Annotated in this window: 11 protein-coding genes; 5 read left to right on the top strand and 6 right to left on the bottom strand. The window is 72.8% G+C overall.

Features of this window, described 5'->3' with window-relative positions:
* Window positions 1-23 precede the first annotated feature (23 nt).
* Window positions 24-458: an acyl-CoA thioesterase gene (locus ACL03H_RS13595; protein WP_412811566.1), complete on the top strand. Its 435-nt coding sequence runs from the start codon at window positions 24-26 to the stop codon at window positions 456-458.
* A complete protein-coding gene (locus ACL03H_RS13590; protein WP_412811565.1) occupies window positions 451-1,092 on the top strand; it encodes a hypothetical protein in 642 nt (213 codons plus the stop codon). Before ACL03H_RS13595 ends, ACL03H_RS13590 begins: the two co-directional genes overlap by 8 nt.
* Before the next feature lie 164 nt (window positions 1,093-1,256).
* Here ACL03H_RS13590 and ACL03H_RS13585 read toward each other — a convergent pair whose 3' ends face one another.
* From ACL03H_RS13585 to ACL03H_RS13565, 5 genes are all read right to left on the bottom strand, one after another.
* Window positions 1,257-2,573 carry a heparan-alpha-glucosaminide N-acetyltransferase domain-containing protein gene (locus ACL03H_RS13585; protein ID WP_412811564.1) on the bottom strand — a complete coding sequence of 439 codons (1,317 nt, stop codon included), beginning with the start codon at window positions 2,571-2,573 and terminating at the stop codon, window positions 1,257-1,259.
* Between the two features lie 215 nt (window positions 2,574-2,788).
* Window positions 2,789-4,033, bottom strand: a complete 1,245-nt coding sequence (locus tag ACL03H_RS13580) for an alpha-amylase family glycosyl hydrolase (RefSeq protein WP_412811563.1) — start codon at window positions 4,031-4,033, stop codon at window positions 2,789-2,791.
* A 17-nt stretch (window positions 4,034-4,050) separates the two neighbouring features.
* A complete protein-coding gene (locus ACL03H_RS13575; RefSeq protein ID WP_412811562.1) occupies window positions 4,051-4,443 on the bottom strand; it encodes a globin in 393 nt (130 codons plus the stop codon).
* A 22-nt stretch (window positions 4,444-4,465) separates the two neighbouring features.
* The gene (locus ACL03H_RS13570) at window positions 4,466-5,461 is read right to left on the bottom strand and encodes a mechanosensitive ion channel family protein (protein ID WP_412811561.1); all 996 of its coding nucleotides are present in this window, start codon (window positions 5,459-5,461) and stop codon (window positions 4,466-4,468) included.
* Window positions 5,462-5,654: 193 nt separating this feature from the next.
* Window positions 5,655-7,760, bottom strand: a complete 2,106-nt coding sequence (locus ACL03H_RS13565) for a prolyl oligopeptidase family serine peptidase (protein WP_412811560.1) — start codon at window positions 7,758-7,760, stop codon at window positions 5,655-5,657.
* Window positions 7,761-8,015: 255 nt separating this feature from the next.
* Here ACL03H_RS13565 and ACL03H_RS13560 point away from each other — a divergent pair, with 255 nt between their 5' ends.
* The gene (locus ACL03H_RS13560) at window positions 8,016-8,645 is read left to right on the top strand and encodes an HNH endonuclease (RefSeq protein ID WP_412811559.1); all 630 of its coding nucleotides are present in this window, start codon (window positions 8,016-8,018) and stop codon (window positions 8,643-8,645) included.
* 15 nt (window positions 8,646-8,660) lie between these two features.
* On the opposite strand, the gene ACL03H_RS13555 is transcribed toward ACL03H_RS13560, so the two are convergent.
* Window positions 8,661-9,668: a hypothetical protein gene (locus ACL03H_RS13555; protein ID WP_412811558.1), complete on the bottom strand. Its 1,008-nt coding sequence runs from the start codon at window positions 9,666-9,668 to the stop codon at window positions 8,661-8,663.
* Window positions 9,669-10,494: 826 nt separating this feature from the next.
* Between ACL03H_RS13555 and ctaJ the strand changes: the two genes are divergently transcribed.
* Entirely contained in the window at window positions 10,495-10,761 is a 267-nt protein-coding gene (gene ctaJ, locus ACL03H_RS13550; protein WP_412811557.1) for an aa3-type cytochrome oxidase subunit CtaJ, read from the top strand.
* Complete coding sequence (locus ACL03H_RS13545) at window positions 10,748-11,221, top strand: DUF5130 family protein (RefSeq protein WP_412811556.1); 474 nt, start codon at window positions 10,748-10,750, stop codon at window positions 11,219-11,221. The genes ctaJ and ACL03H_RS13545 overlap by 14 nt, the downstream gene beginning before the upstream one ends.
* Window positions 11,222-11,293 lie beyond the last annotated feature (72 nt).

Raw genomic sequence — 11,293 nt, 5'->3', positions numbered from 1 at the left:
CACCACGGGAAGGACGCCGACGAGTGGGTGCTTTCGTAGCCGATGTTCCGCTGCGCTGGTCGGACATGGATGTGTTCGGGCACGTCAACCACGCCCGGACGGTGACCCTGCTGGAGGAGGCCCGGGTGGAGCTGCTGTTCACCGAGGCCTCCCGGCGCGGCCTGCTCGGGCTGGCCGAGGGCGTGGTCGTCGCGAAGCTCGCCGTGGACTACCGGGCCCCGATCGCGCACGCGGCGGGGCCCCTGCAGGTGCGCCTGTCGGTGCGGGACCTGCGGCCGGCGTCGTTCGTGATCGATTACTCGGCCTCGACGAGCGGGGCTCCCGCGGTGGCCACCGCTGAGACCACCCTGGTGCCCTACGACCTGAGCGCCGGGCGCCCCCGTCGGCTCACCGCCGACGAGCACGAGTTCCTCGCCGAGTGGCAGCTCGCGGTCGCGGAGGCGGGCGACCGTGCCTGAGCTTCGGATGCCGGACCGGGTGGAGCGCGACGACCTCGGCGCGTTCGTGGCGCGCGCCGTGCGGCTGGACTCGCAGACCTCGATCCGGCTGCGCGGGCGCGCTGGCGGTGAGCGGGTCGACGTGTGGGCGTCGACCCCGTTCGACGCGCTGTGCACCCGCTCGGTGGCCGGTGCGGTGGAGCCCGCGGACGTCACGGTCTCGGGCAACGAGCTGCTGGCGACGCTGACGGTGGCGGGCGGGCCGTCGATGGACCCCGGCCCGCCGCGCGACCTGCTCTGGCGCTCCGAGCTGCCGCCCGCGGCGGGCTGGCGGCGGGTGGACGACCTGCCCGCGAAGCTCGTCGGCGAGGTGGCCGACCAGGGCATCGGGGTGGCGAAGGAGAACGTGGGCCCCAAGGGGACCCCGCCCGCCTCGCTGCTCGACCAGGAGGTGTTCACGGTCAGCGGCGCCGGGCTGGAGGTGAAGGTCCCGCTGCGCTGCCTGTTCGTGCTCTCCGGGATGGGCTTCCTGGTCTCCGAGCCGCTGGAGTCGGAGATCGTGCGGGTCAGCGCCACCGATTCCTGGCTGCGCCTGGACTCCCGTTTCGGAGCGGTGGTCCGCCGCCGCCACGCGCTGCTCCCGCTGCTGATGTGACGGGGCGGGGTCCGCGTCGACCGCGCCCGTTGCGCGGGGAGGCGGCGGACCCCGGCCGGTGCGGGGCGGTGCGGCACGCCAGCAGTGCGAGCGGAACCCGGCTCGGCCTCTCCCGTCCCCGCGGACGGGGCCGCCTCGTCCGCGAGGAGCGCGGAGCCCGTTGCTCAGGACCGGGTGAGGCGGAGGGAATCGGTGCACCAGCTGACGGCTGAGCTGACCGCGCCCTCCAGCGGACCGCGCCGGAAGAAGCGCTTCCAGCCCGTCGCGAACACCAGCGAGAACACCAGGAACAGCTCGGCCATGTAGGTGTTCACCAGGCCCACGACGCCCTCCGGGCGGTGCCCGTCGGCGGGGAACGAGGGCAGGTCGGGAACCCAGCTGGCCGCTTGGCCCATGCTGGCCAGCTCGTCCAGGGTTTCCGGCACCCCGCTCATCGGCCAGCCGCCGGTGACGATCTGCCAGGCCATCACCAGCGCGTGCAGCGCGTACAGGGTCAGCGCCATCGTGCCCGCCTTGATCAGCGGCAGCAGCGGGCGCTCGAACCGGTCGGCCAGCTCCAGGCACAGCACCAGCACCGCCACCGCGACGCCGAGCGCGCCGAGCAGCTCGAAGGACGAACCGCTGTGCGAGCGGTCCGCGAGCAGCAGCACCGGGTGCTCCAGCGGTACCGTGCCCTCGGTGAGCACGTCGGGCAGCGGGCCGACCAGCAGGGCCAGCAGGCCGGAGCTCGCGTAGGCGACCGCGGCGAGCAGCACCCCACCGACGCCGAGCTGGCGCCGGATCCGCCGCGAGCGCAGGTCCAACCTCCCGACCCCGATCCCGGCGAGCACCAGCGCCAGGTACGTCATCGCCGGGTAGAAGCCCACCAGCGCCAGGTCCAGCAGTCCCAGGCCCGCGACCAGCCGTCCCGGGTCCACGGCGTTGAGCGCCCCCGCCGCGATCGCGAGCGGGCCGTCCCCGGCCAGCATCCCGCGCAGCAGGAACGACAGCTGCGGACCGATCACGATGAGCGCGGCGGCGGAGATGCCGGTGCCGCGCGGTCCCATCCCGAGGAACGGCAGCGCCAGCAGGAAGTACAGCCCGTAGAACGGGATGATCACGGTGAGCAGGAACCCGGTCGCCTCGGTGGCCTTCGCCAGTGCCAGCCCGACCAGCACCAGCAGCACCGCCCGGACGGCGACCCGGGTTCGCGCGTCCCGCAGCGCCGACCCGGTCAGGGGGGTGCCGCGCCCGGTGAGCATCGCCAGCGACACCCCGGCCAGGAAGGTGAACAGCGCCGTGGACCGGCCGCTGGAGGCCTGGGCCAGCGCGATCTCGACGGGCCCGGTGCAGAACGGCGCGCCGAAGTGGATCACGAACATGCCGAAGATGGCGACGAATCGGGCCAGGTCCACGCCGAGCAGCCGGGTCCCCTGCTTGGGGCTGGAGTGCTGGTCAGGGCGCTGGGCCTGGGGGCGAGGTGCCGGGCTCGCTGCGGTCATGACGTCCTGTGCGGAAGCGGAATGCGGGTGTCGAGCGCCGCTCAACTTACCCGGCGGGCGGGCCGTGATCACCGGAAGGTCGGTTCGCGGCGGCGGCGACGCCGCTCACCTGGTGCTTCGCCACGGCAACGAGTCGGGGAGCCCGACCGGTCGATCGTTGCGGAGCCGCGCGGCCCGGCGATGAGCGGCGCGGTCGCGCCCGCCCGCCTCGCGCGTCAGATCAGCCACACCGCCGTGTTGGGGGGCAGCCGGTCGTCCTCCAGCGCCCCGCTGGTCAGCAGCACCTCGCCCGGTGGCAGCGACACCGGTTCGGTACCGGTGTTGAGCGCGCAGGTCAGCTCGCCCGGTTCCCGCCGGAACGCGAAGCAGCCGGGTGGCGCGCCGAACCAGGACACCTCGCCGCCGCGCAGGGCCGGGTGCTCCTCGCGCAGCTCCAGCGCTCGCCGGTGCAGCGACAGGGTCGACCGCGGGTCCTCCAGCTGCGCCTCCACCGTGTAGCCGGCCCACTCGGCCGACATCGGCCACCAGCCGCCCGGCACCGGGGAGAAGCCGTACGGCGCCTCGTCGCCCTCCCAGGGCATCGGTCCCCGCGCGGACGGCGTCACCCGGCCGCCGGTGCTCGGCAGGCCCAGCTCCTCGCCGGTCTCCAGCCCCACGACGCCCGGCAGGCCCAAGGTGACCAGCGCCAGCGCCCTGGCCCGCGCTTCCCCGGCCGCGCCACCGCCGAACCGGCTCACCGGATGCACCCGCTCCTCGCTGGAGAGCGCCCACACCGCGGGCACCCCCAGCGCCCGGGCGGACCCCAGCACCCGGGTGATCACGTCGCGCAGCTCGGCGGCGTCGAAGGGGGTGCGGCCCAGCCGCAGGTCGATGCCGATGTCCCAGGCCGCCTCGGGATCGGGGGAGTCCTCGAACCACGCGGCGTCGACCAGCACACCGATGCACCGGCCCGGGTGGTCCGCCACGATCGGAGCCAGCGCGCGCAGCACCGCGCGCTCCGCCGCGCCGGCGGGCTCGGCGGTACCCGGTGCGACGGCGACCCGCAGCGCGTCCACCCCGCGGCCCAGCCAGAACCGCACCGCGCCCTCGAAGACCTCGTGGTCCGTCGTCTCCAGCAGGTCCACGCGGTCGCGCTGCACGGCCACGTCCATCGCCACCCGCAGCCCGGCGGCGTGGGCCTCGTCGACGAGCGCCTCGAACGAGTCGAGCTCGCCCAGCACCGGATCGACCGCGCGGCCCCGCTGCGGGTCGGTCAGCGGGCTCGCCGTGAGCGCCGTCAACCACAGCGCGTCCACGCCGAGCAGCTCCAGGTAGCCCATCCGCGACCGGACGCCGTCGAGGTCCCCGACCCCGTCACCGCTGGCATCGGCGAACGAACGCACGTCCACGCGGTAGAACACCGCGTCGTGCCACCACGGCGCGGGCCCAGCCGCTCCCGAGTCCCCCACCGGTGCGTTCATCGCGATCGATCAGGCTCCTAGAACCACGAGTTCATCATGCTGTGCGCCGCCATCTCCAGGTACTGCCAGAGCTGCCTGCGGTGCTCGGCGTCGAGCTCCGCCTCGTCCACCGCGATCCGCATGCAGCGCAGCCAGGCGTCGCGCTCCGCCGGACCCACCTTGAACGGTGCGTGCCGCATCCGCAGCCGGGGGTGGCCCCGCTGGTCCGAGTAGGTGTGCGGGCCGCCCCAGTACTGCATGAGGAACAGCCGCAACCGCTCCTCGGCGGGGCCCAGGTCCGCCTCCGGGTACAGGGGGCGCAGCAGGTCGTCCTTCGCCACCTCCTCGTAGAACCGGGCCACGATGAAGCGGAAGGTGGGTTCGCCGCCGACTTGGTCGTAGAAGGTCTCCGGTGCGCTCACGTCCGCCATCCTCCCCTGCGGGTGGCCGGCCTCATACCTGGGCGGCCGAGTCGAGCTGCGGACGGCCGTTCGGGTAGGGCGGCTGGATGTCCTCGTCGTCGTAGGCGCGCTTGATCGCGACCCGCAGCCTCCGCTGCACCGCCCACTGGGTGCTCGGCCGCACCTTCACGGTGAGCCGCAGGGTGATGGTGTCGGAGGTGATCTGGTCGACGCCGAGCATCTCGGGCGGCCCCATCACGTCCTTGGACAGCGGTTCCCGGGCAGCGGCCTCGGTGGCGACCCGGGTCGCCACCTCCATCGCCTTCTCCACGGAGCTGGTGTGCGAGATGGGGAAGTCCACGACCGCCACCGCGAAGCCCTGGCTGGAGTTGCCGACGCGCAGGATCTCGCCGTTGCGGACGTACCAGACGGTGCCGTGCAGGTCGCGCAGCGTGGTGACGCGGAGCCCGACCGCCTCGACGGTGCCGGTCGCTTCTCCGAGGTCGACGGTGTCGCCGACCCCGTACTGGTCCTCGACCATCATGAACATCCCGGAGAGGAAGTCCCGCACCAGGTTCTGCGCGCCGAAGGCGACCGCGACGCCCAGCACCCCGGCCGAGGCGAGGATCGGCGCCAGCTCGATGCCCAGGGACTTCAGCGCGTACATCAGCGCCAGTCCGAAGATCACGAACGAGGCCAGCGACTTGAGCACCGAGCCGATCGTCCGCGCCCGCTGCACCCGGCGCTCCGAGATCAGCGCCATGCCCGCGGACTCGGGGCGGCGCTCCTTGAGCGGGGCCAGCAGCTTCGGGGTCTTCGCGCCGTTGCCCCGGGTGAGCCGGGAGATCGTCCGGTGCACGAACCAGCGCGCGAGGAACGCGATGATCACGATCAGCAGGATGTTCAGCGGCTTCGCGATCAGCAGGTCCGAGTACATCGCGAGCCACTGGTTGCCGGTCCAGGAGAAGACGGCCTGGCACCAGCTGCCTTCCTCGTGGACGCAGTTGGGCTGGGTCAGCAACGGCTGCGCTAACAGCGGGGAGCTCATGGGGCGGGGGTCTCCATGCTCGGGTGTGTCGTCGACCGGTGCGTCACCGGAGGCCGCTCACCACACCCCGAGCGCCGACCTGGCCCGTGACCGGGAGCTGTGGACGCCCCGCCGTCCGCAGCTCCCGGGGCCGGTCGTGCACCGCTGGCGTGGCGCGCGCCTCCCGCGACTGGTTGTCAGAGGTGGCGACCGCTCAGGCGAGGGGGAGCCCGGTGGCCTCCGCTAGGAAGGCGAGCTGGTCGGTCGCCAGCCCCACGGTACGCGAAACGGAACGAGCGGAATGCCCCACCTCGGTCTCCCGGCGCAGCAGGATCGGGCGCCGTTCCGGGTCGGACGCGGTGGCTCGTTGCAGCGCCGCGCACATCTTGCGCGCGTGGTTCGGATCCACCCTCGTGTCGGACTCGTACACCGAGAACAGCACCGACGGATAGGCCGTGCCCTCGGTCACCGCGTGGTACGGCGAGTACGACAGCAACCACTCCAGCTCCTCCGGATCGTCCGCCGTGCCGTACTCGTCGTTCCAGGTGCGCCCCAGCAGGAAGCGCTCGTAACGCACCATGTCCAGCAGCGGTGCCGAGCACACCACGGCCCGGTAGAGCTCGGGGCGCTGCGTCAGCGCGGCGCCGACCAGCAGACCGCCGTTGGAGCCACCGGTGATCGCCAGCCGGTCGGGCTCCGTCCAACCGGTCGCCACCAGGTGCTCGGCCGCGGCGTGGAAGTCGTCGAAGACGTTCTGCTTGCTCTCGCGCATTCCCGCCCGGTGCCACTGCTCGCCCTCCTCGCCACCGCCGCGCAGCGAGGGCAGCGCCCACACGCCGCCCGCGGCGACCCAGGCCAGCGCGCTGGGGGAGTACGACGGCTCCATCGACAGCGAGAACCCGCCGTAGCCGGTCAGCAGCGCCGGGCGCGGCACGGTCGGCTCGGCGGCGGGGGCGAGCAGGAACATCCGGACGGTGGTGCCGTCCTTCGAGGCGTACTCGACCTGCGAGGCGTGCACCTCGGGCAGGTCGGCCGCTCCGGGCGCGCTGCGGTGCTGGCGGGTCGTCCCGGAGGCGCGGGTGTAGAGCCGCACGCCCGGTGGGGTCGCGAAGTCGGTCCAGCCGATCCACAACCGGTCCCGATCGCCCTCGGTGTCCTCGTCCACCGCGGTGAGCGCGGTGATCTGCCCGGCGCCCGGCAGCGGGACCTGCTCGGTGCGCTCCCCGGTCACCGGGTCGTGCAAGGCCAGCTCGGAGACCGCGTGCCGGGTGCGCAGCACCGCGAGCTTGGGGTCGTCGGTGCCGTCGTCGAACCAGCGCACCGCCTCCAGCACCGATTCCCGGTCCTCGGGGATGAGTTCCTGCCAGCGCTCCGGTTCCGGCGCCTCCGGGTCCGCGACGCACAGCCGCCAGCGCGGCGCGTCCAACGTCGTCTGCACGTAGAGCCTGCCGTCGCGCTCCACCCACGCCGAGGCGCGGAAGCCCTCGGAGGTGTCCACGACCTGCCGCAGCTCGCCCCCGGCGGACAGGTCCGCGATCCACACCGAGTCCCGCCGCGCGGTGCCCGGGCTCCCGTGGATCAGCAGCCAGCGCCCGTCCCGGGAGACCCGCGCGTCGTAGTAGAAGGTGTGGTCCTGCCCGTCGCCGTGGACGAGCAGGTCGTCGTCGGGGTGCGACCCGATCTGGTGCCGCCACACGCGGCGGTGGAACTGCTCCTCGCCCTCGGGCACCGCCTCCGGCGGCAGCCGCCGCACGTAGAAGAACTCCGCGCCGCCCGGCATCCAGGCGATCGACGAGTAGCGGCAGCGGTCGATCGGGCCCTCGACGAGTTCGCCGGTGGTCACGTCCCGCACGTAGAGCAGCGACTCCTCGTCACCGCCGACCGAGACCTGGTAGGCCAGCCGGTCGCCCTCCAGGCTCGGCGACCAGCGGTCCAGCGTGGTGAGCCCGGACGGGTCGAGCTCGGTGACGTCGAGCAGGACGCGCTCGGAGCCGTCGTGGTCCCGCACGTGCAGGACCGGGAACTCCTGGCCCGGCTCGCGGCGGGTGAAGAACGCGCGGCCCGCCCGCCACACCGGGGCGGACACCGATCCGGCCGACAGCAGCGAGGTCAGGCGCTCGCCGAGCTCCGCGCGGCCGGGGAGCGCGTCGAGCCGAGCGCGGGCGAGCCGGTCCTGCGCGGCGGACCACGCCTCGGTCCGCGGGTCGGCGGGGTCCTCCAGACCGCGGTACGGGTCGGGGACCAGCCTGCCGTGCAGTTCGTCGGCCGCGTCGGAGCGCTCGGCGTGCGGGTAGGACAGGGGCGGCTCAACCTTCGTCACGCCCGCCGACGATACGGCTACGCGGGCCCGTCGCGGAGTTCCGGCGGCGGCATTCGGCGAATTCACCCTGAACGATCAACACCGGAACCCATACGATCGGCGACAGTGGTTCCGGCCGGTCCACCGAGCGCTCCCCGCGCCGCGACCTCGGGTTCGTCCCCCGGCGTCCGGTTGCTAGCACGTGGCGAATCACACGTGCGTTCGGGGTGCGGCTTGTGGTCGACTGGTTCCTGCCAACCCGGTGGAGGTGGTCGCGTGCACGACCGAATACCGACTCCGAAGGGCGCGGCCCTCGGGCACGTGCCCCGGGCGGCGCTGTGCCATCAGGCGGCGTCGTCCGGCGGGCGGTCGGGCAATCCGGTACCCGCCTGGCGCAAGCGGCGGGTGCTCCTGCTGAACACGACCTTCGAACCGCTGACCGCGCTTCCCCTTCGCCGGGCGATCGTGCTGCTGGTCTGCGGGAAGGCCGAGGTGGTGCACGGCGATGCGGCGGGCCTGATGCTGCACTCCGCCACCAGCAGCCACGAGGTGCCGTCGGTGATCCGGCTGAGCAGCTTCGTCAAGGTGCCCTACCGGGGTCGCGTGCCGCTGACCCGCTCCGCGCTGATGCACCGCGACGGGCACCGCTGCGTGTACTGCGGGGGGCGGGCCGAGACGATCGATCACGTGGTGCCGCGCAGCCGGGGCGGGCCGCACGCGTGGGAGAACTGCGTTGCCTGCTGCACCAAGTGCAACCACCGCAAGGCGGACAAGACGCTCAGCGAGCTCGGCTGGCAGCTGCCGGTGGCCCCGCACGCCCCGCGCGGCAGGCACTGGCGCTTGATCGCCGGGTTGTCCGAGACGGATCCGCTGTGGCTGCCGTACCTGGGTGAAGCCGCGGCGTGATCGTGTCGGGCGCACTCAGGCCGCCGCGACGAGCCGGTCGGCACCGCGCCCGCTGATCCGCACGCCCCGCTGGTGGCTGCTGATGCGCACACCGCGTTCCTGGCCGCTGATCCGGACCCCGCGCTGGTGGCTGCTGATGCGGACGCCGCGTTCCTGGCCGCTGATGCGCACGCCGCGCTGGTCACCGCTGATCCGCACGCCCCGCTCCGCCCCGCTGATCCGGACCCCGCGCTGGTCACCGCTGATCCGGACGCCGCGTTCCTGGCTGCTGATCCGCACGCCCCGCTGGTCGCTGCTGATGCGGACCCCGCGTTCCTGGCCGCTGATGCGGACCCCGCGCTGGTGGCTGCTGATCCGCACGCCCCGCTCCGCCCCGCTGATCCGGACCCCGCGCTGGTCACCGCTGATCCGGACGCCGCGTTCCTGGCTGCTGATCCGCACGCCCCGCTGGTGGCTGCTGATGCGGACCCCGCGTTCCTGGCCGCTGATGCGGACCCCGCGCTGGTGGCTGCTGATGCGGACGCCGCGTTCCTGGCCGCTGATGCGCACGCCGCGCTGGTGGCTGCTGATCCGCACGCCCCGCTCCGCCCCGCTGATCCGGACCCCGCGCTGGTCACCGCTGATCCGGACGCCGCGTTCCTGGCTGCTGATCCGGACCCCGCGCTGGTCACCGCTGATCCGGACGCCGCGTTCCTGGCTGCTGATCCGGACGCCGCGTTCCTGGCTGCTGATCCGCACGCCCCGCTGGTCGCTGCTGATGCGGACCCCGCGTTCCTGGCCGCTGATGCGCACGCCCCGCTCGGCCCCACTGATGCGCACACCGCGGTCTGCCCCGCTGATCCGGACGCCCCGCTCCGTCCCGCTGATGCGCACACCGCGGTCCTGGCCGCTGATGCGCACGCCCCTCCCGGTCCCGCTGATCCGGACGCCGGACGCCATGTGCGGAACGTGTTCGAGAAGGGGCTGCGAACCGGAGGAGATGGTGACTACATTAGTCTGCACGGCGGTTTCGGTGATCGACATGGTGTGCCTCCTGCGGGTCAATGGCTGGGCAGTAGAGCTGGTGATCAAATATGCAAGACCCATACAGGTGAAAAACTAGAAGCGGAGCGCCCCTCAAACAAGCCGCCAACTCGCCGCCCGCTGCGACCTTCTGGATGGGCTCCATTCGGCGGCGAGTATTACTCTGAAAGAGTTAGATTAAGTGACGCGCATCACGCTTGACTAGTGACTTTCGGTAGCCCCTGTCCTGCTCAGGGCCCAAATCATCACTTTCGGTAACTGAACCGTGTCGACTTGCCTACCTGCCGTAGCCAGCCCGCTCGGGTGCCGAGCGCTCCGCACGCCTCGTCTTCGACAGTGCGGGCGGCCCCGATCCGAGGGGTGCGCGACGGCTGGGCCCGCTCCTGATCGCGGAGCGGCATCGCAGTTCAGCGCCGTTCTGGCGGGTGCGGATGAGCTCGGCGTCGCCCGCGCGCCGGAGGGCCAGTCTGCTGGCACGAATTCCGCCAGGTGTCAACTAGCGCCTGGGTTCACTCGTTCGGTTGTATCGAATTGCCGCAGGAAATGCGGAGCGCGTTTTCACGGGCGGGGATGGGCCGCTGTCCGGCGTCGAGTCGCACCCGGAAATGGGGCGCTCCCGACTCGGATCTCCCGATTTCCGGTGTTCCCGCAGGTGAAAAGCGGAATGGTGCGGATTTCTCCGCCCGCGATCGCGGCACGGGCCGCCCGCGGCCGGTCCACCGCCATCCGAGTCGCTCCGGGGTCCGATCGGGGGGCGGCCCGCCGCGGGCGGCGCGCCTCGGCGTCCTCGTCCCACGCGGGCACGTGATCGGATACCGTGCTCAGCGTGACTGCGTTGGAGACCTTCCTCGTGCTGGCGGTGATCCCAGCGAGCGTGTACCTGCTGGTCACGCTCATCGCCCTCCGGTCGAAGCTGACCCGGCCCCGCTACCGGGCGGGCCAGGACTGGGATTTCGATCCCGTGTTCTGGGTCGCGAACCCGGCGGGCGTGAGCACGGCACCGCCCGGTGACCTGACGACGACCGAGACGGCGGCCGAGGCCTCCGAGCACGCGCACAGCACCGACCGGGGAGGCGCACGTGGCCACTGGTGAGATCACCCAGGACGACGACCAGGACCTCGCGCCGGGCGAGGCGCTGACCGCGACCGGCCGGTTGTCCATCGCCCGCCGGGTCACGCCGGAACGACCGCACCTGCCGTTCAGCACCGGACAGCTCACGCGGCTCGACGAGGCGCTCACCCTCTGCAGCCGCAGCACCGGCCTGGAGTTCGCCGTCTACCTCGGCGACCTGGGCGAGCAGACGCGCGAGACCGCCGCCGCGCTGCACTCCAACCTCGGTGCCCGGGCCGCGGAGGGCGTGCTGCTCGCGGTCTCCCCGCAGCAGCGCGCCGTGGAGATCGTGACCGGTGAGGAGTCCCGGCGCAGGGTGCCGGACCGCAGCTGCCAGCTGGCGTTGATGACCATGGTCGCCTCCTTCCGGGAGGACGAGCTGATCGAGGGGCTCATCGGAGGGCTGCGCATGCTCTCCGACGCGGCGGGCGCCCAGCGCTGATCCGCCGCTGCTCCTGGCCGTGAACCGGCCCGCCTCGGGGTACCGGTGGCGCCTCGCACCTCCGGTACCCCG

It is taken from the genome of Saccharopolyspora antibiotica, from assembly GCF_047200635.1.
Lineage (GTDB): Bacteria > Actinomycetota > Actinomycetes > Mycobacteriales > Pseudonocardiaceae > Saccharopolyspora_C.
The sequence above is the reverse complement of the archived record's forward strand: the minus strand, read 5'-3'. Positions and strand labels throughout refer to the sequence as shown.

Coding starts and splice junctions, on each gene's coding strand:
- ACL03H_RS13585 (WP_412811564.1), bottom strand. CDS start 2,573: ATGACCGCAGCGAGCCCGGCACCTCGCCCCCAGGCCCAGCGCCCTGAC.
- ACL03H_RS13580 (WP_412811563.1), bottom strand. CDS start 4,033: ATGAACGCACCGGTGGGGGACTCGGGAGCGGCTGGGCCCGCGCCGTGG.
- ACL03H_RS13575 (WP_412811562.1), bottom strand. CDS start 4,443: ATGGCGGACGTGAGCGCACCGGAGACCTTCTACGACCAAGTCGGCGGC.
- ACL03H_RS13570 (WP_412811561.1), bottom strand. CDS start 5,461: ATGAGCTCCCCGCTGTTAGCGCAGCCGTTGCTGACCCAGCCCAACTGC.
- ACL03H_RS13555 (WP_412811558.1), bottom strand. CDS start 9,668: ATGTCGATCACCGAAACCGCCGTGCAGACTAATGTAGTCACCATCTCC.